At 40.2% G+C, this 24,684-nt stretch carries 30 protein-coding genes and 2 pseudogenes; 5 read left to right on the top strand and 27 right to left on the bottom strand.

Annotated features, from left to right (window positions below; translation table 11 throughout):
* Positions 1-41 precede the first annotated feature (41 nt).
* The 12 genes from rimP to HT696_RS03225 all read right to left on the bottom strand — a co-directional run bounded on the left by rimP (position 42) and on the right by HT696_RS03225 (position 7,803).
* On the bottom strand, positions 42-521 hold the full coding sequence (gene rimP / locus HT696_RS03275; RefSeq protein ID WP_001808916.1) for a ribosome maturation factor RimP: 480 nt from the start codon (positions 519-521) through the stop codon (positions 42-44).
* A 126-nt stretch (positions 522-647) separates the two neighbouring features.
* Positions 648-1,283 (bottom strand): tRNA (guanosine(46)-N7)-methyltransferase TrmB, encoded by a 636-nt coding sequence (gene trmB, locus HT696_RS03270; protein ID WP_001266094.1) that lies wholly within the window; start codon positions 1,281-1,283, stop codon positions 648-650.
* Positions 1,280-2,074: a phosphotransferase family protein gene (locus tag HT696_RS03265; RefSeq protein WP_164226409.1), complete on the bottom strand. Its 795-nt coding sequence runs from the start codon at positions 2,072-2,074 to the stop codon at positions 1,280-1,282. The genes trmB and HT696_RS03265 overlap by 4 nt, the downstream gene beginning before the upstream one ends.
* 162 nt (positions 2,075-2,236) lie before the next feature.
* On the bottom strand, positions 2,237-2,848 hold the full coding sequence (locus tag HT696_RS03260) for a type II CAAX endopeptidase family protein (RefSeq protein ID WP_173282607.1): 612 nt from the start codon (positions 2,846-2,848) through the stop codon (positions 2,237-2,239).
* Positions 2,849-3,089: 241 nt separating this feature from the next.
* Positions 3,090-3,647, bottom strand: a complete 558-nt coding sequence (locus HT696_RS03255; protein WP_341774926.1) for a type II CAAX endopeptidase family protein — start codon at positions 3,645-3,647, stop codon at positions 3,090-3,092.
* Positions 3,648-3,730: 83 nt separating this feature from the next.
* On the bottom strand, positions 3,731-3,979 hold the full coding sequence (blpZ, locus tag HT696_RS03250; RefSeq protein ID WP_166728132.1) for an immunity protein BlpZ: 249 nt from the start codon (positions 3,977-3,979) through the stop codon (positions 3,731-3,733).
* 58 nt (positions 3,980-4,037) lie between these two features.
* Entirely contained in the window at positions 4,038-4,442 is a 405-nt protein-coding gene (locus HT696_RS03245) for an immunity protein (protein ID WP_166728133.1), read from the bottom strand.
* Positions 4,439-4,603 (bottom strand): hypothetical protein, encoded by a 165-nt coding sequence (locus HT696_RS03240; RefSeq protein WP_166728134.1) that lies wholly within the window; start codon positions 4,601-4,603, stop codon positions 4,439-4,441. Before HT696_RS03240 ends, HT696_RS03245 begins: the two co-directional genes overlap by 4 nt.
* A gap of 280 nt (positions 4,604-4,883) precedes the next feature.
* Positions 4,884-5,003, bottom strand: coding sequence for a PncF family bacteriocin immunity protein (locus HT696_RS10650; protein ID WP_004269601.1), 120 nt, complete (start codon positions 5,001-5,003; stop codon positions 4,884-4,886).
* Between the two features lie 274 nt (positions 5,004-5,277).
* Positions 5,278-5,634 (bottom strand): hypothetical protein, encoded by a 357-nt coding sequence (locus HT696_RS03235; protein WP_173219785.1) that lies wholly within the window; start codon positions 5,632-5,634, stop codon positions 5,278-5,280.
* 68 nt (positions 5,635-5,702) lie between these two features.
* A complete protein-coding gene (locus HT696_RS03230; protein ID WP_173253100.1) occupies positions 5,703-7,052 on the bottom strand; it encodes a sensor histidine kinase in 1,350 nt (449 codons plus the stop codon).
* Positions 7,053-7,065: 13 nt separating this feature from the next.
* The gene (locus tag HT696_RS03225; protein ID WP_173226104.1) at positions 7,066-7,803 is read right to left on the bottom strand and encodes a response regulator transcription factor; all 738 of its coding nucleotides are present in this window, start codon (positions 7,801-7,803) and stop codon (positions 7,066-7,068) included.
* Between the two features lie 295 nt (positions 7,804-8,098).
* On the opposite strand from HT696_RS03225, the gene HT696_RS03220 reads away from it, so the two are divergent.
* Positions 8,099-8,428, top strand: a complete 330-nt coding sequence (locus tag HT696_RS03220) for a helicase BlpT (RefSeq protein WP_173219777.1) — start codon at positions 8,099-8,101, stop codon at positions 8,426-8,428.
* Positions 8,429-8,489: 61 nt separating this feature from the next.
* On the opposite strand, the gene HT696_RS03215 is transcribed toward HT696_RS03220, so the two are convergent.
* Positions 8,490-9,539 carry an ABC transporter permease gene (locus HT696_RS03215; RefSeq protein WP_173219774.1) on the bottom strand — a complete coding sequence of 350 codons (1,050 nt, stop codon included), beginning with the start codon at positions 9,537-9,539 and terminating at the stop codon, positions 8,490-8,492.
* Positions 9,536-10,267 (bottom strand): ABC transporter ATP-binding protein, encoded by a 732-nt coding sequence (locus HT696_RS03210; protein WP_049521290.1) that lies wholly within the window; start codon positions 10,265-10,267, stop codon positions 9,536-9,538. The genes HT696_RS03215 and HT696_RS03210 overlap by 4 nt, the downstream gene beginning before the upstream one ends.
* Before the next feature lie 67 nt (positions 10,268-10,334).
* Here HT696_RS03210 and HT696_RS03205 point away from each other — a divergent pair, with 67 nt between their 5' ends.
* Positions 10,335-10,745, top strand: a complete 411-nt coding sequence (locus HT696_RS03205) for an HIT family protein (protein ID WP_050275810.1) — start codon at positions 10,335-10,337, stop codon at positions 10,743-10,745.
* 9 nt (positions 10,746-10,754) lie between these two features.
* Positions 10,755-11,042: a hypothetical protein gene (locus HT696_RS03200; RefSeq protein ID WP_173219770.1), complete on the top strand. Its 288-nt coding sequence runs from the start codon at positions 10,755-10,757 to the stop codon at positions 11,040-11,042.
* A 556-nt stretch (positions 11,043-11,598) separates the two neighbouring features.
* On the opposite strand, the gene dnaJ is transcribed toward HT696_RS03200, so the two are convergent.
* From dnaJ to HT696_RS03140, 12 genes are all read right to left on the bottom strand, one after another.
* Positions 11,599-12,744: a molecular chaperone DnaJ gene (dnaJ, locus tag HT696_RS03195; RefSeq protein ID WP_173219767.1), complete on the bottom strand. Its 1,146-nt coding sequence runs from the start codon at positions 12,742-12,744 to the stop codon at positions 11,599-11,601.
* Positions 12,745-13,382: 638 nt separating this feature from the next.
* Positions 13,383-15,206: a molecular chaperone DnaK gene (gene dnaK, locus HT696_RS03190; protein WP_173219764.1), complete on the bottom strand. Its 1,824-nt coding sequence runs from the start codon at positions 15,204-15,206 to the stop codon at positions 13,383-13,385.
* 484 nt (positions 15,207-15,690) lie between these two features.
* Positions 15,691-16,215 (bottom strand): nucleotide exchange factor GrpE, encoded by a 525-nt coding sequence (gene grpE / locus HT696_RS03185; RefSeq protein ID WP_000046038.1) that lies wholly within the window; start codon positions 16,213-16,215, stop codon positions 15,691-15,693.
* A gap of 26 nt (positions 16,216-16,241) precedes the next feature.
* The gene (hrcA, locus tag HT696_RS03180) at positions 16,242-17,276 is read right to left on the bottom strand and encodes a heat-inducible transcriptional repressor HrcA (protein WP_173219761.1); all 1,035 of its coding nucleotides are present in this window, start codon (positions 17,274-17,276) and stop codon (positions 16,242-16,244) included.
* Between the two features lie 160 nt (positions 17,277-17,436).
* A complete protein-coding gene (locus HT696_RS03175) occupies positions 17,437-17,940 on the bottom strand; it encodes a DUF2812 domain-containing protein (protein WP_112444458.1) in 504 nt (167 codons plus the stop codon).
* Positions 17,941-17,974: 34 nt separating this feature from the next.
* Positions 17,975-18,550 carry a DUF2812 domain-containing protein gene (locus HT696_RS10885; protein ID WP_173219846.1) on the bottom strand — a complete coding sequence of 192 codons (576 nt, stop codon included), beginning with the start codon at positions 18,548-18,550 and terminating at the stop codon, positions 17,975-17,977.
* Positions 18,550-18,870, bottom strand: a complete 321-nt coding sequence (locus tag HT696_RS03165; RefSeq protein ID WP_173253096.1) for a PadR family transcriptional regulator — start codon at positions 18,868-18,870, stop codon at positions 18,550-18,552. Before HT696_RS03165 ends, HT696_RS10885 begins: the two co-directional genes overlap by 1 nt.
* 120 nt (positions 18,871-18,990) lie before the next feature.
* A complete protein-coding gene (gene glnA, locus HT696_RS03160) occupies positions 18,991-20,337 on the bottom strand; it encodes a type I glutamate--ammonia ligase (RefSeq protein ID WP_173253095.1) in 1,347 nt (448 codons plus the stop codon).
* Positions 20,338-20,373: 36 nt separating this feature from the next.
* A complete protein-coding gene (gene glnR, locus HT696_RS03155) occupies positions 20,374-20,730 on the bottom strand; it encodes a transcriptional repressor GlnR (RefSeq protein WP_000659547.1) in 357 nt (118 codons plus the stop codon).
* A 76-nt stretch (positions 20,731-20,806) separates the two neighbouring features.
* Positions 20,807-21,334, bottom strand: a complete 528-nt coding sequence (locus HT696_RS03150; RefSeq protein ID WP_000119914.1) for an aromatic acid exporter family protein — start codon at positions 21,332-21,334, stop codon at positions 20,807-20,809.
* Positions 21,335-21,469: 135 nt separating this feature from the next.
* A complete protein-coding gene (locus HT696_RS03145; RefSeq protein WP_173229513.1) occupies positions 21,470-21,631 on the bottom strand; it encodes a hypothetical protein in 162 nt (53 codons plus the stop codon).
* A 131-nt stretch (positions 21,632-21,762) separates the two neighbouring features.
* The gene (locus HT696_RS03140) at positions 21,763-22,959 is read right to left on the bottom strand and encodes a phosphoglycerate kinase (RefSeq protein ID WP_001096743.1); all 1,197 of its coding nucleotides are present in this window, start codon (positions 22,957-22,959) and stop codon (positions 21,763-21,765) included.
* Positions 22,960-23,170: 211 nt separating this feature from the next.
* Between HT696_RS03140 and HT696_RS03135 the strand changes: the two are divergent.
* Positions 23,171-23,692 (top strand): annotated as a pseudogene (locus HT696_RS03135) (biotin--[acetyl-CoA-carboxylase] ligase); the annotation flags it as partial.
* A gap of 150 nt (positions 23,693-23,842) precedes the next feature.
* Positions 23,843-24,361 (top strand): annotated as a pseudogene (locus HT696_RS03130) (transposase); the annotation flags it as partial.
* 54 nt (positions 24,362-24,415) lie between these two features.
* Here the strand turns inward: HT696_RS03130 and HT696_RS10640 are convergent.
* Positions 24,416-24,684: LPXTG cell wall anchor domain-containing protein (locus HT696_RS10640; RefSeq protein WP_240150240.1), on the bottom strand; the 269-nt coding region annotated here is incomplete at its 5' end.

Raw genomic sequence — 24,684 nt, 5'->3', positions numbered from 1 at the left:
TTTCTTCACTTTTGAATTCTCAAAAGCTATCCTTTCTTTTTCTATAATTTTACTGCTAAACGTGCTTTTGATACTAAACTGTATGGAATTTGGACAGTTTTCTTACGTGTCTTGTCCATATATTCCATGGTCAACTCGTCCTCTTCAAAGGCCAACAAGGTTCCTTCAAAGACCTTTTGCTTATCGATGGCTTGGTAGAGCCCGACATGGATGTATTTTCCAACCGCTCCAGCGACGGCATCCTTGGTTTTCAAAGGACGTTCCAAGCCTGGACTGGTAATTTCTAGGAAATATTGTTCTGGGAAGGGATCTGGCTTGATGGTGTCTAGGACAGGACTGATCATTTCTGTCAAGTCTGCCGTGTCGTTCAAGGTAATTCCTTCAGGTTTATCTACAAAAATACTGAGAATCATGTCACTGCCAATCTTTCCATACTCGATATCCACGAGTTCGAAAGGAGCTTCTATGACAGGTTCTACAACTTCTCTGACTAATTCTACGATTGTTGCGATTGCGTCCACCTCCTCATAAGCAAGAGGCGAAGATATTTCCCCGCCTCACTTTCTCATATTCTTGCTTTTAGTATAGCACATTTGCTAACTTATGTAAAGCAAAAGCACTTATACAGCCTGATTTCAGGCTATTTCTTAAAATTCTGCCTCAACTCGGTAGATAACTTGCCCCTTGTTGGAAAATTTTTGCTCGTATTCTGTCATGACATTGCCTTCAAAATCACTGGCATGTAAGTCAAGCCAGACGCCGTTGAGCTTCATGCCATACTGAGAAAAGCTCACTAGGCTGTACTCAAACAAGCCACGGTTATCCGTCTTGAAATGAATTTCTCCATTTTCAGGCAAGATACGCTTGAAGGTATCCAAGAAGGTCTTGTAGGTCAAACGACGCTTTTCATGGCGTTTTTTCGGCCAAGGATCTGAAAAGTTCAGATACAAGCGATCAATCTCACCGTCTTCAAAGTAGTCAGTCAAGTCAGAACCATCTACCCACAAGAGCTTGATGTTAGGCACTCCAACTTCAAGCACCTTGTCCAAAGCGTAGCTCAAAACAGACTTTTGAATATCAATCCCGATATAGTTGATGTCAGGGTTTTGCTTGGCCATACCTGAAACAAAGGCACCCTTTCCACTTCCAACTTCCACATGAATGGGATTATCATTGCCAAACAAGTCCCGCCATTTCCCCTTGGCTTCCAAGGGATTGAGGACCACATACTGGGGATTTGCCTCTAGTAATTCTGTCGCCCCTTTACGATTTCTAACTCTCATCTTCTCTTTCCATACTTGTCTCGGAAGTGACGTAAGCCATGGATCTCCCGATTGACATTTTCTAAATCTTGGTTCATATAATACTTGGAAATCTGGCTCAAGTAAGACAATTGACCGTACCAATACAATTTATTTAATACCGTTTGATTGTACTTGTAACCGTAGTAGGTCAACCATTCCTTCCACTGATGTTCTGGAATATAATGGCAGAGCATATGGGCCACATCCAACATGCGATCGGTCAAGCGAACCGAATCCCAATCTACCAAATAAATCAAGCCACTATCTGTCTCAATCCAATTACTATGTCGTACATCTCCATGGACGATGGTCGCATGGTCCTCTCTAAATCCTGGAATAGTCTGACGTAAATCAGCCATTACTTCACTGATAAAATGATTTTTACGCAAAGCATCCGGAGCCGTTTCCTGCCAAGACTGTAGTAAATCTACAGGTGTTTCCATAGCATATCCCAAACGACTCAACTGTGTCATCAACGGACGTGAGCGATGAAGACGGGTTAAGATATTGACGATTTGTTTACGATTCATATCATAGGGGGTCAATATCTTGCCTGTCAACCATTCTTGAGCACACATATCACGCCCATCTGCCAAACGGCGACTCCATAATAATTGTGGAGCAATTTGTTCTCTAGCTAGACCAGGTAGGATTGGAGAGGTGTTCATTTTTACAAAGATACGCTTCCCATCAGGATAGCTACCCATATAAGCCTTGCCACTTTTCCCAGGTATGGGAGTCAGTGTTAGCTCATTATCACCCAAATCCATTTCTTTCCTCCGTATAAAGTTTCCTTACTATTCTACTAGTTTTTGCCCTATTCGTCAACCGCTCCACACCCGATTCTCAAAGAAAAGCCTCTGGGTTGGGTTGGGTTATCATTATAGAAAGAAAAAGGTAAGCACAATCTCCTACTTACCTTTTCATAATTTTTATAAATAATATAAGAGTGGCCAACTGTTGTAAAACATGTGGACTAGAGTAGAAACCCATAAGTTTTGGCTCTTTTTATAAGCAAAGCCCAGCAACAAGCCCCCAAGTAGATAAAAAATAAACGAAGGGACATTAGAAGGTCCATGCATGAAAGAAAAGAGAGAGGAAGTTAGCACAAGCCCTAACCAAGAATTGTCAAAAACCGCACCTTGAAGAAGTCCTCTGAAAATGAGTTCCTCCTGGATGGGTCCAAAAACTGAGGAAGTCAAAATCAAAGACAGAGAAATTCCTCTGCTGACTTCCGCCAAGTGTTGAACTCCTGCGCCAGAAGAAATAGCGAAGAAATGAATATAAACCAGCGTCTCAAGTACACTTAGAAGAAAGATTGCAATGAAAAGTAAAAGTTGTTTCTTGCTTAACATCCCAAAAGAAATCATTTCAAACTTTCTAGCATAAGCAACACTCAGCGAGGTTACTAGAAGACTTACAATAATCAATTCAGATTCATTTTGAAAAAAATCCCCGTGGTTAATCGTATAAGGAACTGTAATAACGATTAGTAGTACTAAAAATCCAAAGCACAAGGCATGAAATTTATCAAAAAACTCCATAAAACTATCCTCCTCAACAAACAGACTTCCCTACAAGTCATCCTTTAGCTCTAACCTTTCCAAAACAAACCATTTTATACTCGTCAACGTCGCCTTGGATTATATATGTGACTGACTTCGTCAGTTTCATCTACAACCTCAAAACCATGTTTTGAGCTGACTTCGTCAGTTCTATCCACAACCTTAAAACACTGTTTTGAGCAACCTGCGGCTAGTTTCCTAGTTTGCTCTTTGATTTTCATTAAATATAAGTTAAGAGTTGCAAACTGTTGTAAAACATATGGACTAGAGTAGAAACCCATAGGTTTTGGCTCTTTTTATAAGCAAAGCCCAGCAACAAGCCTCCAAGTAGATAATAGAAAAACGAAGGGACATCATAAGGTTCATGCATGAAAGAAAAGAGAGAGGAAGTCAGTACAAGCCCCAGCCAAGAATTATCAAAAACTGCACCTTGAAGAAGCCCTCTAAACATGAATTCCTCCTGGATAGGTGCCAAAACTGTAGCACTAACAATAAAAGAAAGCGAAAGTCCTTTACTAGCTTCCTCAAGGTGTTGAACCGAAGCACCAGAAACAACTGAGAAAAAAGCATGATAGCTAATACTTACAAGCACAGTGAGAAGAAAAATTCCAATGAACAGCAAGAGTTGTTTCCTGCTTAACATCCCAAAAGAAATCATGTCAAACCATTTCGCATAGCCAAAACTAAGGAAAAGCAAGAGACTCTTTATAATAATGAATGTGTACTGGTGTTGAAAATAATCCCCTTGATTGACGGAATATCCCACTGTACCAATGATTGCAAATACTAAAAATCCCTAAAACAAGGCATGACACTTATTGAAAATGGCCATAAAGCTATCCTCCTCACCAAACAGACTTCCTACACGTCATTCTTTAGATCTAGTCTTTCCAAAACAAACCATTTGAGTAACCAAAATCCGACCACATAACCAGCCCCTAAGAAGATAGCCATTAAAGCTAGCATAGGATTCAGGAAATTAAAGACCACCGCAGACACAAAAGTTAGCACAAAAACATTAAAGGCAATGGTGTCAGAAGCCAAGACTAGAATATAGGGCGTCAACCAGTCTAAGGTTTTTGAATCTAGGAAAAATAAGTGTTTATACATGATGACCTCCTCTTGTCAGACTATAGACTAGTTCCATATTAAGAAGAAAGCTCTTCCTCTACTTTTTATAATACTTCAAGCCCCAAATGAGCAGAAGCATGATAAGCAAGCAGAGAATGGCGCCAATATATGCAATTAATTGTTGATAGAATTCTCCAGCTGTGATACCTCTATACAAACAAATAATAGACATAAAACCTGTCAAGCCGATAAACATGAGTTGATTGGTTCTAGGACTAACCAAATCATCATCTTCAAACTCTCTTATCCTCATTTCCCTAGTGAGGTAAACAGTGACCAAAATGGAAGCTAAGTTAATAATCACTAAAAGAAATTGGAAAACCAAGGAAAAATTTAAAAACTGACGAGATAGAAATAGATAAGTAGAGACAAGCAAAGGCAACTGGCCTAGGAACAGTCTCGTAAGGAAGATATTCCGTTTTTTAGCAAGAAAAGTTTTCATTTCTTTGCTCCTTTCTTTTTATTGATAGCAAAATAGATCATAACTGCAATCACATAGGCTATGGTATAAAATAGCTGATACCAAGCACTCTCCCTAAGCGGATATAGAAAGATGGACATGATTAGATACAAGATGAAAATGACAAGTATTTTTTTCTTCATAAGATTTCCTCCTAAATGTTTGTTGAACTAGAACCTTTACACTGTTAGTATATCACTCGTTTTATCCTTGGAACACTCAAATCACGAATGGTCATCAAAACATCTTGAATTGTTAAAAATTTAAAAAGCAAGCATGAAAAACATACTTGCCCTTTACACCATATTGATACCAACTTAATTTGTAGATTTTTTATCCTGCTATCACATATCATTTTGACAGGCGAAACAATATTAAAGAAACTCCCCTGTAGATTAAACTAGCGATAAAAAATCTCTTTATCTAATTAGATCTATCTTTATTCTTCTTTGGAGATTTTAAAAATTTTTCCCTAATTAAAGAAGTAATAAAAGAAACAAACATACCAACAACAAAAACAATAAGAAAACTTTTGAAATCCATAATTACCTCCAAGTACACAAGCTCAAGTCTTTAAGCAAGCATAATAGCCAATTGTAACATTGTTTTTGCATTCACGAGGAATACCTCTTTTTACTTTCGTCCTATTACAACCTTAATAAGGTTAGTATACTACTATTTTTTAAAATTTTCCATCCAAATCACAAATGGTCATCAAAACATCTTGAATTGTAAAAAATTTAAAAAGCAAGCATGAAAAACATACTTGCCCTAGGGGAATTTAACAATGTGAAAATACATCGAAAGCTATTCAGCCTTACTTCCGTCTGTTCTCATATATTCTCATGATCGCAACAAGGATAGCAGCTGTCCCACTTGCCAAAGCGATAAGGGTAATGATAATGTTGAGGATTTCAGGCGTACTCCCTATTCTGTTGATAAGACGGAGTAGGGATATAACTGTCAACTGAATCAGGAGTATTGATTCTACTCTTACCAATGAAGTCAGTTGATTTTCAACCGCATATAAAAATGCTGGTAATAAAACACAGGCTATAGCAATCACAAACAGATTGCTCCCTGTTTCTTCTCCCTTGTTCACAACGGAAAGCATGAGAAGATTCGATGCTATGATCAACGTAGAACAGATGATAAAAAAGGATTTCTTATTCATATAGGGTACCTCATATACTATGGCATTTTAATTGATGACTGCAGGCAGTACTTCTTTCCACAAGTCTTCTAATCATCAACTGACATCGAGTGAACTGTTAAAACCTGACGAAAGACTTGATTTTGGCAGGTGGTATTTAGACTGGTATTAGGATGACTTGCCACAATCTTCATAACGGTATAGAGACCAACTCCTCTCTCCTCCCCTTTAGAACTGGCTCCAAAGGAGAAAATCTCAGAAATGTCTATACCCTCTTCTTTGATGGCATTTTCGATGATAAAGGTCTCCTGTGCCCCATTTTTTAAAAAGGCGATTGAAACATGAGGTTGACTAGCCTCTGCACTGGCTTCAATAGCGTTGTCACAAAGGATAGACACAATGGTTAGAAAATCAAGTAGACTCATCCCCTCTACCTGAATCTCCTCTGGAACTTCTACATTAAAGACAATGTTCTTATCTCTGGCTTTTAAAAACTTTCCTGCTAGGAGACTTTTGAGGGCTTTATCACGAATATTCACCAATCGGCCCAGGTCATATTTATTGTCCTGCAATTTTTCACTAGAATCCTTTAAGACAGAGTCGTAGACCTCTTTTATCTGCTCCATATCCTCCTCTTCAATGCCCAGACGTAAACTGGTCAAGAGGTTGGTGTAGTCATGGCGAAAACTCCGTACTTCCTTGTAAAGTTCCTCTATATGCCGACTATAGCGTTCCATATCTCTGTAGCGCAAGGCCTGTTCTTGGTCCAGTCTCTCATGGAGTTTGTCCTTCAAATAGGTATCCAGCTTCTTGATAATCCCCATAAAAAAGAGTAGGTAAAACACTAGAATCAGATGGCGAACAGTCGTTGATTGAATACCTTGTACATTTTCAAAATAAGACAGACTTTGCATCACTAGATAGTAAGCCCCCATTATCCAGTTAATCTTAGTCAGGGACTTTTGAAAACCTTTATCGAGAATCTCCCTTCTCAAACTAGTAAAATCATAGTCTAACCATTTCAAAAAGGCTAGAGAAATAAAGCAAATGAAAATTTTTATACATAACCAAATAAAAGAGCGGTCATCATACACATGCCCTTGCCCCAAAAATGGAAGCACAAAATAGGAGACTACCCTGAAAAAAAGATTCACCAACATCATTGGAAAGAGACCATAAAAGAAGAGTAGTTTTTTAGGAAGCCCTCTTAACAATAAGAAAGATAAACCAATGCCGTACAAGGGTTCCATAAAATAAGATAGGTAAGTATTTCCTACTATATAGCTAATCGTTACAAAAACAACTGCTAAAAGTAGCTTAAAAAGAAAGGACTTAAAAACTCTCTCCAGAGTTAGAACAATTCCATCCACCTTAAAAAATATAAACAATTCCAATCCAGATATCAAAAACACATATACTATCTTCCAAACTAATTCCATTCCAGCACCTCACTCAATGTAAGTTATTGATAGCCTCAGATACTTCCCTGACCTTATAACGCGCTATCATACAGCTTCCCCCATTGGGAAAGAAAAGGAGTTTTTCTTTCTTATCCAAACGAACTACATTGGCAGGATTGATGAGAAAAGAGCGATGGCACTGCAAGAGACGGGGTTCCTGCTTGAAAACCTCCTCTAAACTCGCTGTAAATTCCAATCTGTCTGTCTTGGTATAGAGAATAACACGATGGGCTCTGGGCGATGTTTCGAGATAGTAAACCTCTTGAAAAGGATACTGAAATTGGGCAAATTTTGATTTAAAGTAAAAGCAATCTTCCGCCAGACTCTTACTATCTTGACTATTGGCATAGAGGAGGGCTGTCTCGATCCGAGACTCAAACTCCTCAGCTGACAAGGCCTTATCAATATAGTCCAAAGCAGACACTTGGTAGCGAAAGGACAGGGGCATAAACTCCGAGTGAGTCGTCACAAAGACAATCAGGGCATAAGGATCCCGATCCCGAATCTTTCTAGCCACTTCCAGACCCTTCATCTCCTCATTTCGAATCTCAATATCCAAAAAGAATAGCTGATGGGCTCCCTTCTCATGCACCTCTGCCAGCAGCTGGTCTGGCTTACCAAAAACTTCAAAAGAGCTGGGAGTGATATGATGCTCCTTCAAGAGTTTCTCAATCGTCGTTTCAATCCTAGTCTGTTGGGAAAAATCATCTTCTAAAACAAATATTCTCATCTTCTTACTCTCCTTGTTTCGATTTCTTCCTAAAAATAGAATAGCAAAAATACTATGATACAAGCCCACCCAATCCTAAACAGGCCTTTAACGCTCCTGAAAGGTATCTTGTTCCTCAAATAAGCATGATAATCTTACCACTATTTTATCATAAAATCTTAACAGTACCATTCAGGAAATTTCAAGAACAATTAAAGATTTGATGGTGAAAAAGGAGATAAAAGTGATAAACTGACAGTATCAAAACACAGTTGCTAGAAACAAGACTGGCACCAAGATTAAAGGAGGAATTCTCATGACAGATACAGACCCTATCAAAAGAGCTCAGACTTTGATTACTGACTTAAACAAAGCCTACCAAGCATGCAAACAGGCAAGCGCTGACGACGTCCGCTTTCAGGAGCAGCTAAACTCTATTCTTGGTTTTCTAGCCAAGTCTGAGACAGTGGATAATCGAGTCTTGATTGAACTGGAAAAATTTTACCAGACTTCCAGCCTTCTCATGGGACTCAGTGCTCTCAATCCAGATGCTCCAACTCGCGCCGCTTGGCGGGCCTATGACCGCTTCCACTTTGACCAAGTCAAGACCAAGTTGAGTCTCTACGGACCAACCATTATCCTGTAGAAAATAAAAGAAGCTGAGACAGACTGAACTCAACTTCTTTTTTAGTGTCATATAGGCAATGTTAGTCCTGCATCTGACGTTTTACCTGATAAGGCAAATACAAGACTAGTAAAACCAAACCAGCTCCCAGTAAGGCTAGAAGGGCCAGTTTTTCTTGGAAGGTAATCAACCCGACAACTAATTCCACAAGTAAAACAAAAATGGTCAATCCTCGGACTACAGCCTGTAAGCCTTTTTCCTTTTGCCCCTTGTCCAGTGGAAAGAGTTGGGTCAAATACTGGTAGTCAAAGGCATGATAGAGGGCCAGCAACTGGAAGAGCAAGAGGTAGTTAAAGAGAACCACCACTGCTGTCGCAATCCAAGCTTGCTCGATAAAAACCTGCGCCAGTATGGAAAGCAAGAGAAGACGGAGACTGAGCGCAAAGAGGTCTCCATTTCGTAGATAAGAACGCAGATAGAGATTTTGCCAAATCTTCCCAGGGGCCTTCTGAACAGCCTTTAGGATAAAGTCCAGATAGGCACGACGCTTGACGCTGTTTGAAATCCCCTTGACCTGCGTAAAGAGGGCAAAGAAACGAAGCAAGACTTGCTTACGCTTGCTTTCTTGGGAAATGACATAATCCCAGTCTAGTCCAGTTTCAGTAAAAAATTTGCTGGCCTTTTGACGAAAGAGGAAATATTTTCCTACCCCCAATAAAAGCACATAGACCAGAAAAACAGGCAAGCCATAACCCATTGCTAAAAATAAAGGCGTAAATAACAGCAAGAAAAGGGTCTGCACAAAGAGCCAAAAGACTAGGGAAATGCCAGTTTGACGCTTGAGATGGAGCTTGATTTCCTCTTCTCCGACCAAGAGAAAGAGCTTGTCTGGAGCCTCCATATAGGTGGCAATTCCTCCCCAAAGCAAAAGTAAAACAGACGTAATTCCTACAAACAAAAGAATAGGCCAATGATTTTCAGGAAAATGTTGTAAGAGTTGACTGTACTGGTAGGCTAAAAAACCCAGCAAGACAAGCAGGAACAAGACAAAGTGGTCATTGAGAACATAGCGCAGATAACCAAGACACTCCTTACGAAAAGCCTGCTTTCTCTTTAAAAACAAGTCTTTCATAGCTCCTCCTCTTTGGTCAGAGCCAAGTAAATATCATTCAAACTAGCCTCAGGCATATCAAAGGCTTCGCGCAGTTGCAGGAGATTGCCTTTGGCACGCATCTCTCCCTTGTGGAGAATAACAAAGGCATCACACATCTTTTCCGCTGAATCCAGCACGTGAGTACTCATGAGAATAGACTTACCCTTTTGCTTTTCCACTTCCAAAAGCTGAATCAAGTCTGCAATAGCCAGCGGATCAAGACCAAGGAAAGGCTCATCCACGATGAAAAGACTCGGATCCACCACAAAAGCACAGATAATCATGACTTTCTGCTTCATCCCTTTTGAAAAATGAACAGGGAACCAGTCCAATTTCTGGTCCAGACGGAACATTTTTAACAAAGGTTCTACTCGATCAAAAGCCACTTTCTGCTCAATACCATAAGCCATGGCAACCGTTTCGATATGCTCTCTGAGGGTCAATTCCTCATACAAGCTAGGTGTCTCAGGAATGTAACCAATTTGCTTGCGATAGCTAGTCGCATCTTCTTGCAGGGTCAGGCCATTGATATTGATGGAGCCACTATAAGGTGTCAACAGACCAATAATCTCATTGATTGTCGTCGATTTCCCAGCACCATTGAGACCAATCAAACCGACCAGCTGCCCACTTTCAACAGTAAAAGACACATCTTTCAAGACAGGGACATGGACATAGCCACCTGTCAGGTTTTTAATTTCTAACATATTTTCTCCAAATCTGGTATAATGTAGCTATATTATATCAAAATTCAATACAGTAGAGGTAGATTTTATGTCAGATTGCATTTTTTGTAAAATCATCGCAGGGGAAATTCCTGCTTCAAAAGTATATGAAGATGAGCAGGTTCTTGCCTTTCTGGATATTTCTCAAGTGACACCAGGACACACCTTAGTCGTGCCAAAAGAACACTATCGCAATCTTTTGGAAATGAACGCTACTAGCGCCAGCCAACTCTTTGCCCAAGTACCAAAAGTAGCTCAAAAAGTCATGAAAGCTACCAAGGCTGCTGGTATGAATATCATTGCTAACTGTGAAGAAATCGCAGGTCAAACCGTCTTTCATACCCACGTTCACCTCGTGCCTCGCTACAGTGCGGACGATGACCTCAAGATTGATTTTATCGCCCACGAACCTGACTTTGACAAACTCGCTCAAGTCGCTGAAACCATCAAAAACGCCTAAGGAGTTACCATGAAATTATCCAACCTACTGCTATTTGCAGGAGCCGCAGCCGGAAGTTATCTGGTCACAAAAAATCGCCAAACCATCACAGATGAAGTCTTGAATACAACTGACCGCGTTCAAGCTATCAAGGATGATGTGGATATTATCCAAAACAGCCTGCAAATCATCGACCAGCAAAAAGAACTCATCAAGGAATATCAAGAAGACCTGACTTACAAGTTTAAGGTCGTGGAAAAGGATATCCAGACTAGACTAGCTGTGATTAAAGAAACACAGGAACTTGAAGATAAGTAAAAGAGCCACTCGGCTCTTTTTTAAAAGGTAAACAAGTTATAGTGAATTGAATTTAGAATAGCACATCATAGTTTCTAAAGCATTGTTAGAGATTACTTTAAAATCCTCTTATCAATTTGTTCATATTATATTTCAATCTACTATATATATCCCATCAACTATGCATCATAATTTAGGTAACTCATACTCAATAAAAATCAAAAAGCAAACTAGAAAGCTAGGCACAGACTGCTCAAAACACCGTTTTAAGGTTGTGGATAGAACTGACGAAGTCAACTCAAAACACTGTTTTGAGNNCGAAGTCAGTAACCATACCCATGACAAGCCGACGCTGACGTGGTTTGAAGAGTATCATTCACCATTTCACAACTAAATCGAAGACTTTCTGCCGTAATGAAAACAGCTGAAACAGCTTGGTTTCAGCTGTTTGGAAACTTTAAGACTTAGGTTCAAAGTTTAGGTATGGAACTTCGAAGGAGGTCGCTACCGTCCGTCATTACTTAGGAAAGTCTTAAAAAATCTATAAAGTAAAAAGAGCCCGACAGCTCTTTTTGCTTTATTCTCCTTCAAAAGCATCTTTAATATGGTCAAAGAAGCCTTTTTTCTTTGGATTGACTTTTAAATCACCCGCAGCTGCGAATTCTTTCAAGGCTGCTTTTTGGCGGTCGTTCAAGCCTGTCGGTGTTACGACATTGACAGTAACGTATTGGTCACCAACTACACCACCACGAAGGCTCGGAGCTCCCTTACCACGTAAACGGAATTTCTTACCAGTCTGAGTTCCCTCTGGGATAACCAATTCAACATCACCGTGAACCGTTGGGATATCAACTGTATCACCAAGAGCTGCTTGGACAAAGTTGAGGTTGAGATTGTAGAAGATAGTCGTTCCTTCACGTTCAAACTTGTCGCTAGCTTCCACAGAAACTACTACATACAAGTCACCATAAGGTCCACCGTTAAATCCTGCTTCACCTTGACCTGCTAGGCGAATTTGTTGACCTGTTTCCACACCAGCAGGGATTTTGACATGTACGCTATGCGCTTGTTTTTCATGACCTGTTCCGTGACAAGTTGTACATGGATCTTTGATTTCTTTTCCGCGACCATGACAGACATCACAGGTTACTTGGCGACGCATCATACCAAGCGGAGTCTGCGTATCAACGTTAATGACACCAGCGCCATGACAGCGTCCACAAGTGACTGGACTTGTTCCTGGCTTAGCACCAGAACCATTACATGTACGACAGCTAGCTTCACGGTTGTACTTAACTTCTTTTTCAGCTCCAAAAATAGCTTCTTCAAAGGTCAAGTTCACACGATACTGGAGGTCATCCCCCTGACGAGGAGCGTTTGGATTGCGCGAAGCTCCGCCTCCGCCAAAGAAACTTGAAAAAATATCCTCAAAACCACCGAAGCCTCCTGCCCCACCGAAGCCTCCTGCCCCATCGAAACCGCCAGCTCCACCAAAACCACCGTTGGCTCCAGCAGCACCGTATTGGTCATAGGCAGCACGTTTTTGGTCGTCACTCAAAGTCTCATAGGCTTCCTGAACTTCCTTGTACTTTTCCTCAGCACCAGGCTCCTTATTGATATCTGGGTGATATTTTTTCGAAAGCTTACGATAAGCTTTTTTGATTTCGTCTGCCGAAGCGTTTTTTGACACCCCCAGACGATCATAAAATTCAGTATTGTTCATAATTCAAGATACAAAGGGCGTCAAACGGACACAGCCAAAATAGGAGTTTTGACGACGGACGCTTGCGTCCTAGAAAAAACTATCTTTTTGGCACAGTCCGTAGCCCGTGTTCAGTTACGAACACCCTTGTTCCTTTCTATTGATGTTCTGAATCGAACCACCATTTAGGTCGGGTTCAATTCCTTTCTTTATATATTGACAAGACAAACCCCAAATAAATCAGGTTCAGATCCTTTTTATCGAAAAACAGAGGCTGGGTTGCAACCTCTGGATTTCTTCCTATCATTACGACGTTCAAAAACAAAGTCGATTATACTTTGTTTTTGAACTAGTAAGGCGTTTAGGCAAGTCGCCATAGCGATTGCAGTCGAATGACAAACTCTTTAGCCATTTGTCATTCTTAACGAGTTAGGCTTAACTGAGTTTCGGCTAAAAACTTCGGAAAAAAGATAAGCCATCTTTTGTGCATCGCACAAGGCGATGGCTTCCTATTTTTCTTTCGTTTTCTTAACGCCTCAACATCTTACCGAATCGAGCACGCCCTAACCTCTTGGTGAAAAAGACAAATCTTTCTAGAAACTAAAGTTTCTGCGTCAGATTTCCTATTTTCACTGTGAGGTTTTAACGGGCTTTGCATCTTATTTTTCCGTAAACTCTCCGTCTACGACGTCATCGCCTGCGTTTCCTGTTGCTTGTGCGCCTTCTGCTCCTGCTTGAGCTTGTTGCGCTGCTGCGGCTTGTTCGTAGAGTTTAACAGCAAGGCCTTGAGCTTTTTCGTTCAATGCTTCAAGTTTTGCTTTCATGTCGTCCAAGTTGTTATCTTCTTGCGCTTTCTTAAGGTCATCAAGGGCAGCTTGGGCAGCTTCACGTTCTGTGTCGAATCCTTTGCCTTCAGTTTCCTTGATAGTCTTTTCAGTTGCGAAGATAGCTTGGTCTACTTCGTTACGAAGGTCAACTTCTTCTTTACGTTTCTTATCTGCTTCAGCGTTAGCTTCTGCATCTTTCATCATGCGGTCAATTTCTTCGTCAGTCAAACCTGAGTTCGATTGGATCACAATTGTTTGTTCTTTTTGAGTTCCAAGGTCTTTAGCTTTAACAGACACGATACCATTCTTATCGATGTCAAATGTTACTTCGATTTGAGGAATTCCACGAGGTGCAGCTGGGATATCAGTCAATTGGAAACGTCCAAGAGTCTTGTTATCTGCTGCCATTGGGCGTTCACCTTGAAGAACGTGGATATCAACGGCTGGTTGGTTGTCTGCCGCAGTTGAGAAGACTTGTGATTTAGATGTTGGAATTGTTGTGTTGCGGTCGATGAGTTTTGTGAAGACACCACCCATTGTTTCAATACCAAGTGACAATGGTGTTACGTCAAGAAGGACAACGTCTTTGACATCACCAGTGATGACACCACCTTGGATTGCCGCACCCATAGCAACTACTTCATCAGGGTTTACTGATTTGTTTGGTTCTTTACCAGTTTCAGCCTTAACAGCTTCGACAACGGCTGGGATACGAGTTGAACCACCAACAAGGATAACTTCGTCGATTTCTGACAAGCTCAAACCTGCATCTGAAAGGGCTTGACGAACTGGAACTTTTGTACGTTCAACAAGGTCACGAGTCAAATCGTCAAATTTCGCACGAGTCAAAGTCATTTCCAAGTGAAGAGGTCCAGCCTCACCTGCAGTGATGAATGGCAAGCTGATTTGTGTTGAAGTTACACCAGAAAGATCTTTCTTCGCTTTTTCAGCCGCATCTTTCAAACGTTGCATCGCCATCTTGTCAGTAGACAAGTCAATACCGTTTTCTTTCTTGAATTCTGCTACCAAGTGATCGATGATTTTTTGGTCAAAGTCATCACCACCAAGTTTGTTGTCCCCTGCAGTTGACAATACGTCGAAGACACCGTCACCCAATTCAAGGATAGAGACGTCGAATGTACCACCACCAAGGTCAAATACCAAGATTTTTTCTTCTTTGTCAGTCTTATCCAAACCGTAAGCAAGAGCTGCTGCAGTTGGTTCGTTGACGATACGTTCTACTTCAAGACCAGCGATTTTACCAGCGTCTTTTGTTGCTTGACGTTGAGCATCGTTGAAGTAAGCTGGAACTGTGATAACTGCCTTGGTTACTTTTTCACCAAGGTAGTCTTCAGCGTAGCCTTTCAAATATTGAAGAATCATAGCTGAGATTTCTTGTGGAGTGTATTCTTTTCCGTTAGCAGAAACTTTTTCAGAAGTTCCCATTTTAGATTTAATAGAGATAACTGTATCTGGGTTTGTGACTGCTTGACGTTTCGCAGCGTCACCAACGATGATTTCGCCGTTTTTGAATGAGACTACAGATGGAGTTGTGCGGTTTCCTTCTGGGTTTGCGATGATTTTGCTTTCAGTTCCTTCAAGAACTGCAACTGCTGAGTTTGTTGTACCTAAGTCAATACCGATAATTTTAGACATGTGTTTTTCTCCTTAAATTTTAATTCGAATTTTGATTTTTTGATATTTCCCTTAAGTGGTGGGGACGTGAGCAACTCCCTTCGGGATTTCATCACTTATTTTTGAGCCTATTGTCTCAAAAATCCCCTGTTTCAGTAGCTTTTGCTACTGAAACTTTCACCACGGTGGGAAATATCTTCCTTGCAAGCCTCCGGCTTGCCTCTTATCTTTCTTTCATAGTTTAGTGTCGTTTCGGACAAGTTTTCTATTATGTAAATTGCGACACGAGGAGTCGAAATCGATTTTATTTCGACGACGAGTTAGTAAGGAGGCTAGGCAAACGCCATAGCGATTGCCGTTTTCTGACAAGTTGCTTCAGCTACCGTCAGAATTGCCTAATCGAACACGCCCTAAGCTCTGAGTAAAAAAGATAGATTTTCTTGTGTTCATCGAACACTTCGTCAATCTCCTATTTTTACTGTGAGCTTTTTACGGGCTTTGTATCTTAGTTATACACCACTACCATGGCTGGGCGTAGGATGCGGTCATGGAGTTTGTAGCCTTTTTGGAAGACTTGGGCGATGGTATCTGCTGGGTGTTCATCGTCTGCTGGAAGAGTTTGGATGGCCATATGGTAGTTATGGTCAAATTCACCGTCAGCTGCGATTTCTTCGATTCCTTCTTCTTTCAAAGCATGAATCAAACTTTCTTGCACCATTTCCAAGCCCTTCTTCACATCATCTGTCAAACCTTCAACTGCGAGTGCACGCTCAAGGTTGTCCAAAGAAGGGAGAATCGCTTTTGCCAAATCCTGGCTACGATAACGTTGCAAGTTTTGACGCTCTTCATTGGCACGGCGTTGAATGTTTTGCATTTCTGCATGAGCGCGAAGGTATTTGTTTTCAAATTCATCTGCACGTTCATTTGCCAAGTCCAATTCAGACTTCTCAGGAGTTGTTTCTTCTACCGTTTCCACAACTTCCTCTTCTTGAACTTCTTCTACTTCTTCATTTTTTATATCTTGGGCCATTTTCGCCTCCTTTAATGATTTCAATCTTAATGTACTTCGTAATGATTACTGCTGAGGTAGCGGTAAAAATCTGTCAACTTCATGGTCAAAACACGATTGACCACATTGACTTGGTTGATTAGCTGTTGGTAATCCAGATTAACCGGACCGATAATGGCTAGAATTCCAACTCCGCGATAAGGAATGAGGAACTTGCTACTAATCACCGCTAGGTCAGCTAGACAGGACTCTTGACTGTCCGCAACTCGGACATTTTGCATCTGATCCTCATGCATCCCCTCACGAATCTCCAGAGCCACCTTTTGCGGTTGATCAAAGAACTGATAAGCTGCCAGATTAGCAAAATTCAAGAGATTTACCTTGCCCGCCACTACAATGTTTTCGTTGAACATTTCCTTAAAAATGTGTTCAAAGAGATCGATAACATTGTCCGTTGTTGTAAAGTAACGCTGGATAATCTGCGGAATCTCCGTCCGAATCTTGTAGTGAATATCTAAAACGGTGTGGCCGAGGAAACGTTCCTGAATGATGCTCTTCAGCTTCAGCAAGTCCTCCTGCAAAAAGTTCCTTGGAATCAGAAACTGACTGGTAACCGTTCGCGACTCGTCTAGGGTGAATACTGCCAAGGCTGTATGTTGCCCCAAAACAACGATATCAAAGGCTGTCAACCGTTGCTTGCTGGGCTCAACATCCAGTGCTACTACCGTACAGCCACTCAAGTCTGTCAGTAGATTAGCAGCCTCTTGCAGAATATCCTCCAATTTGAAGAATTCCTGATCAAAGGCTTTGACAATCTCGTAAACCTCATTTTCAGCCAGTCGGTCAAAATCCAGTGAGTGTTTCACATAGTACTGAAAACCAGCAACACTTGGCATGCGACCGCTTGAAGTATGAGCCTTCTCAAGCAAACCTTGCTTTTCTAAAGCCGCCATGTCATTACGAATGGTTGCACTGCTAGAGTTAATAGACTCTTGCAAGGCTTTGGATCCGACAGGTTCGTGCGTTTTGGTAAAGATGTCAATAATCAGATTTAAAATATCCTGCTGACGCTCTGTAACCACCTCATCACTCCTCTCTGTCTGATCGATTAGCACTCAACATACTCAAGTGCTAACTCATGATTCTATTATACACCCTTAAAAGAGAATGTCAAGATAAAAACTCAAAAAATTAGCACTCTTTTGCCAAGAGTGCTAAAAATCGGTCTGAAGACCGAGAAACTCACCTTCCATCTACTTGATATTTCCTTTTTAGTCTGAAATAACCATAGATTAGATAAGAAATCATAAAGGCATATAGAACAAAAATGACAGAGAAAGGTTGCGACAGTTCTTCTCGAAACAAACTCATACAAACAACAAGACCGCCTAAGAAAGTAGCTGTACAGGAACGAAGTCTAGATCGCATAACTTCCCATCTAAGACCCTTGCTCATATCCTCCGGAAGTAAATCAAAAGATGATTTACGAAGAACCGAACAAGAACCTGCTTCTATCAATTCCCAACCGCTATTTCTAAAATCTTGCAGTTCATGCTTATATTTTTTAAGAAATCTAGAATCATAGATACAGTAGATGACATCGTCTGGTTGACATTGGTCAAAATAGAACAAACCAAAACGACTCGTTCTATACCTCCAACCTTTCAAATGCATCTCATGTAAATATTCTTCTTCCTTGTCCAAATCAACAATGGTGAAAAACCGAAATTGTACTTTGCTATTCATTACCTTACCTCCAAATCAGAAAACATACATGGTTTTATTTGTCAGATAATTCTTTCCATTTTTGAAACAAGCTCCAAAAAATATAAGAAATCTGAATCGCAAAAACTATCAATAAAACCCAATCTATTATGAAAATCAAAAACACTACCCAACTGAAAGAACTACCTCCACTGACAAACTTTGAGAAAACCGGTAGTAGAGCTAAAAAGAGAAGCAAAATAGGAAGCATCCGCCTCGTTAAAATCCGTTTGACCATAGCTAACTTCCCAGCAGCGTCATTATAGATTTCAAATTCTGCATTCGATTCAATTTCAGAATGAAGCTTTCTAAAGTAGGAAAACCCATTAAAGTCTGTAATATGCTCCCAGCCACAGTCTTTAAATAATTGTAAATAGGAGGCTCTATCTGATTTTTTCATGGGATAAAAGTCCAACTGATAAGATACTTGCTCAGGCTGACATTTTTCAAAGGTATACTTAACTGCAAACAATAAGATAGAATAACTTACTTTTCTAAGTTTCCAGCCCTTAGCATGCATTTTTCTAAGATATAAAGCCTCCCTCTCATAATCCGCAATTGTAAAAATTCGATAAACAACTTTCTTTTCCATCATCTTTCCTCCCGACTATTTCTGTAGAGTCGTTCAATACGTTTCAATTCAATCTCTAAGACTTTGCGTCCCAAGTCTGTAATCTGATAGATTTTACGCTTTTCCTCTTCGCGGACAAAGGAAATCAAACCATCCTTTTCCATTTTTGACAAGGTTCCATACATAGTCCCAGGACTAATCGAAACTTGAGAATCTGTCATCTCCTTGACCTTTTGCGTAATACTATAACCATGACCTTCCTTTTGCAGACAGAACAAGATATAAAAACCCGTTTCCGTCATCGGAAGATAAACTCGACGAATCTTATCCGTTAATTCCATTTGCATTCACCTCCTATTAAATTCGATATATCGCACTTCGTTATATAAAATATATCACACCTCGATATAAAATACAAGAAAAAAAGACCGCCCTCAGGCAATCTTTCTTCTATATTAGTATTAGTAAAGGTCTAAATAATTATCAATTTCCCATTGTGAAACGAAGGTTGCATAACTTGCCCATTCGATTCGCTTGGCTTCAAGGAAACTAGTATAGATATGTTCTCCCAGAGCTGCTCTGACAACTTCATCTTCAGTCAGAGCTTTCAAAGCGTTGTGAAGAGTTGATGGAAGGTCTGTAATACCAGCTTCCTTACGCTCTTCTGCTGTCATGATGTAGATATTTTCTTCGATAGGAGCTGGCGCTTCGATTTTATTTTCAATACCATGCAAACCAACTTCCAAAAGAACCGCCATAGCGATGTATGGGTTTGCCATCGGATCCACTGAACGCAACTCAAGACGAGTTCCCATACCACGTGAAGCAGGCACGCGCACAAGTGGCGAACGGTTACGACCAGCCCAAGCAATGTAAACAGGCGCTTCATAACCCGGAACCAAACGTTTGTATGAGTTAACCGTTGGGTTCATGATGGCAGTATAGTTGTAGGCATGTTTGATCAAACCGCCAAGGAAATGGTAGGCTGTTTCTGACAACTGCATTCCTTTTGGATCATTTGGATCAAAGAAGGCATTGTTTCCTTCTGTATCAAACAAGGACATATTACAGTGCATACCTGATCCAGCAATACCAAATTTTGGTTTGGCCATAAAGGTTGCATAAAGACCATGTTTGCGAGCAATGGTTTTAACAACAAGTTTAAAGATTTGAATCTTATCACAAGCACGGAGAACTTCATCGTACTTGAAATCAATCTCATGCTGTCCAACCGCAACCTCATGGTGACTTGCTTCTACTTCAAATCCCATTTTGGTCAAGACATTGACAATCTCACGACGTGTATTGTCCGCAAGGTCAGTAGGCGCCAAATCAAAGTAGCCACCCTTGTCATTCACTTCAAGTGTTGGGTCTCCATTTTCATCCAACTTAAATAGGAAGAATTCTGGCTCTGGACCAAGGTTGAAGGACTTGAATCCTACTTCCTCCATGTGACGAAGAGCACGCTTCAAATTGCCACGAGGGTCTCCTGCAAATGGTTCACCTTCTGTTGTATAGACATCACAGATCAAACCTGCAACACTTCCATTTTCATCTCCCCAGGGGAAGACTGTCCATGTATCCAAGTCTGGGTACAAGTACATATCCGACTCATTGATACGTACAAAACCTTCGATAGAAGATCCATCAAACATAGCCTTGTTTGACAAGACTTTATCTAACTGTTCATCTGTAGCAGGAATTTCGACGTTTTTCATGGTTCCCAAAATATCTGAGAACATGAGACGGATAAAGGTAACATTTTTTTCCTTGACTTCACGACGAATATCTGCAGCTGTGATTGGCATGAGTTTTCTCCTTAATGTATGACTACTTGCGGTTGCCTAACCGCGACCAAAAGGTGACTGTACTGAAGCAAAGCGACCCTGTTGGAGGAGTTCATTGTGAAGTGCACGGCGCACCTCAGTCTGACTAACCGCTTTCTTGGATTTCGCTTCACGTTCAGCATATTTTTTCTTAATGGCAGCGATATTATAACCTTCAGAGATATAATCTTTGATTTCAAGCAGACGATCCATGTCATTCAAGGAATACATGCGACGGTTCCCTTCGTTTCGATCAGGCTTAATCAACTCTTGATCTTCATAATAACGAATCTGGCGCGCCGATAGATCGGTCAACTTCATAACACTGCCGATAGGAAAAACAGCCATATTTCGGCGAAATTCTTTTTCCTTCATTTACAATTTCCTTCTTTCTGTCTATTATAGTCTAAAAAAAGACAAACGTCAATTGATAATGTTATAAAATGTAACATTATTTTTCTTTCTTCTCTAAAAAGAGTCGAATGCGGTCGATATCGTAATTTACGAGAATTGCGACAAAAACTCCCATAAAAGTTTCCGATACACGCGCAAATACGTACAAAATTGTTTCTCCACTCGGAATTGATAGGGTAATGATTAACATGGCTGCTACACCGCCAATAACACCTGCTTTGTTATTCATGGCTACATTTGTCATAATGGTTAACATGGTGCAGATTGGAACAACTACCAAGGTCACCCAAAAGGCTTCGTGGAAAAAACTATTTATTAGGAAGAAAACCAAGGCATAGAGGCCACCAATACTATTTCCTAGAATACGCGAAGTCCCAAAATGAACACTCTTATCAAAACTCTCCCTCAGGCTAAAAACAGCTGTCAAAGCACCAATTTGAAGACCTTTCCAGCCAAAAAAGCCAAAAATCAAGAGAACTAGGAAAACAGCAATACCTGTTTTAAAAGTTCGCATACCAAGTTTAAACTGGGATTTATCGAATTTATATTTTTTAAAATAACTCATAATCTCAACTTTCTATTTCCATTTTATCATAATTTGGGTGATTTTATGAGGAATAGTTGAGAGGAAGCGTTTTTATTTTGAGCAAAAGAAAAGAGGAACTTTCATCCCTCTCTTCTTTGATTCATTTAGTTAATCTTATTTTTCTGTCAAGGCTGCAAGTCCTGGAAGAACTTTATACTCAATGAAAATCAAAGAACAAACTAGGAAACTAGCCGCAGGCTGTACTTGAGTACGGCAAGGCGACGTTGACGTGGTTTGAAGAGATTTTCGAAGAGTATTACCTTCAAGAAGCTCCATTGATGCCCCACCACCGCGTCACAAATACCTACACTAACACAAAAAGGTGACATAGCCACCTTTTTGTTAACGTTTCAGTTTTCTTCCTTTTTCTACAAAATCAGGATTTTGTAGAGACTAACGGGCTGAAATTATTTTTCTGTAAGTGCAGCCAAACCTGGCAATACTTTACCTTCAAGAAGTTCCATTGATGCTCCACCACCAGTAGAGATCCATGAGAACTTGTCTGCACGTCCAAGGTTGATTGCTGCGGCAGCTGAATCACCACCACCGATGATTGATTTAACGCCTGGTTGTTTCACGATAGCGTCCATCACACCGATTGTACCAGCTTGGAAGTCTGGGTTTTCAAATACACCCATAGGTCCGTTCCATACAACTGTTTTGGCACCAGTCAAAGCTTCGTCAAATTTAGCGATAGATTTTGGACCGATGTCAAGACCAAGGAAGCCTTCAGAAACTGCTTCACCTTCAGTGTCACGCACTTCAGTGTAACCAGCAAATGCGTTAGCTTCTTTTGAGTCAACTGGCAAGATCAATTTCCCGTTTGCTTTTTCAAGAAGAGCTTTCGCAACATCCAATTTGTCTTCTTCTACAAGTGAGTTACCGATTTCGATACCTTGTGCTTTGTAGAATGTGTAAGTCATCCCACCACCGATAAGGACTTTATCAGCTTTTTCAAGCAAGTTTTCGATAACACCGATCTTGTCAGATACTTTTGAACCACCAAGGATAGCCACGAATGGACGTTCTGGAGTTTCAACTGCTTCTTGGATGTAGGCAATTTCGTTTTCAAGAAGGAAACCAGCAACTGCTTTTTCAACGTTTGCTGAGATACCAACGTTAGATGCGTGTGCACGGTGAGCTGTACCGAATGCATCGTTTACGAAGATACCATCTCCAAGTGATGCCCAGTATTTACCAAGTTCAGGATCGTTTTTAGATTCTTTCTTGCCGTCAACATCTTCGTAACGAGTGTTTTCAACCAAGAGAACTTGTCCATCTTCAAGAGCGTTGATAGCTGCTTCCAATTCAGCACCACGAGTAACACCTGGGAAAACAACGTCTTGGCCCAATTTAGCTGCCAAGTCTGCTGCTACAGGAGCAAGTGATTTACCAGCTTTATCAGCTTCTTCTTTCACACGTCCAAGGTGAGAGAAAAGAATTGCACGTCCACCTTGTTCGATGATGTACTTAATAGTTGGAAGAGCTGCTGTGATACGGTTGTCGTTAGTGATTACGCCATCTTTCAATGGTACGTTGAAGTCAACACGAACGAGGACTTTTTTACCTTTCAAGTCAACGTCTTTAACAGTAAGTTTTGCCATGTTACAAAAACCCCTTTATTTATTTTATTCGAAACTATTATATCACACTTTGGGAATATAAGGAAAGATTTCACAATATTTTTCGATATTTAATCTCCATGGTAACTTCTCAAAGTAACTTCCACTTGGATGACCAAAGTGGAAATTAGTCTAAAACGGATTTTTATGGTGGAATTAAGTATGAGACGTTTGAGTTAGAAATGAGGTCCACTATGACAAAATAGCATCCTACACACTACTTGTAGCTGGAGCTATCTACAAAGCTATTAAGAACCTAACTTTAATAGATGTCGACATAAAATGGGTCAACGATATCTACCTCAAAAATCATAAAATTGGAGGAATCCTTACTGAAGCAATGACCTCTGTAGAAACTGGCTTAGTCACAGATATCATTATTGGAGTAGGTATCAATTTCACTATTAAAGACTTCCCTCAGGAATTAAAAGAAAAAGCTGATAGTTTATTTAAAGTACCAGCACCTATAACAAGAAATGAATTAATTATCGAAATATGGCGTGCTTTCTTCGAAACACCAGCAGAAGAGCTATTATACCTATACAAAAAACAGTCATTCGTTCTTGGAAAAGAAGTCACTTTCACACTAGGGCAAAAAGACTACAAGAGACTTGCTAAAGATATCTCTGAAAGTGGTAAACTTTTAGTTCAATGTGATAACGGAAAAGAAATCTGGCTAAATAGCGGAGAAATTTCACTAAAAACTTGGAAATAATAGTAAAGTTATATAACAAAAAATAAACTATATAAAAAGAAAGAAATTTGTCCTTTCTAGAGCTTAGCTTTTCAGCTATATAATATTTGTAGTGGGTAAATCCCCTATGGATATTATGGAGCCTATTTTGTTATAGAAAAAAGTCCTATAAGATTTATACAAAACATGAATCAATTTGAGCGAAAATCCCATGAATACAAGGCTATCAAGCGCTACTGGAAGCTCATTCAACAGGATAGTCGTAAACTCAGTGATAAGCGTTTTTATCGCCCTACTTTTCGTATGCACTTAACCAATAAAGAAATCCTAGACAAGCTTTTGAGCTATTCAGAAGACTTGAAACACCACTATCAGCTCTATCAGCTCTTGCTTTTTCACTTTCAGAATAAGGAAGCTGACAAATTTTTCGGTCTCATTGAAGACAATCTAAAGAAGGTCCATCCTCTTTTTCAGACTGTCTTTAAAACCTTTCTAAAGAACAAAGAGAAAATCGTCAACGCTCTTCAATTCTCCTATTCAAACGCCAAACTGGAAGCAACCAATAATCTTATCAAACTTATCAAGCGCAATGCCTTTGGTTTTCGGAACTTTGAAAACTTCAAAAAACGGATTTTTATCGCTCTGAACATCAAAAAAGAAAGGACGAAATTTGTCCTTTCTCGATCATAGCTTTTCTTCAACCCACTACAGTTGACAAAGAGCCCAAAGGTATCTCTTTAAAGATTAATTATCTTCCGTTTTGCGTTTAGTCGCAGCCAAACCAAGAACAGAAGTGAGTGTTAACGCACCTAACAAATTCATAGCAACTGAGTCAGATCCACCTGTGTTTGGTAAAACTTTTTTGCCAGTCAAGTTAGTTCGAGAATTATCACCTGTCTGAATCTCACCTTCAACATTAACGTCGTTTGGTTTATTTGTGTTATTTGTATTAGTCAATTTAGACGAATTTTTATATTCTGAAGTACTTGGTGTGACATCACCGTTCTCAGGGG

Origin of the sequence: Streptococcus sp. 9903, assembly GCF_013276625.1 — a bacterium.
Taxonomy (GTDB): domain Bacteria; phylum Bacillota; class Bacilli; order Lactobacillales; family Streptococcaceae; genus Streptococcus.
The sequence above is the reverse complement of the archived record's forward strand: the minus strand, read 5'-3'. Positions and strand labels throughout refer to the sequence as shown.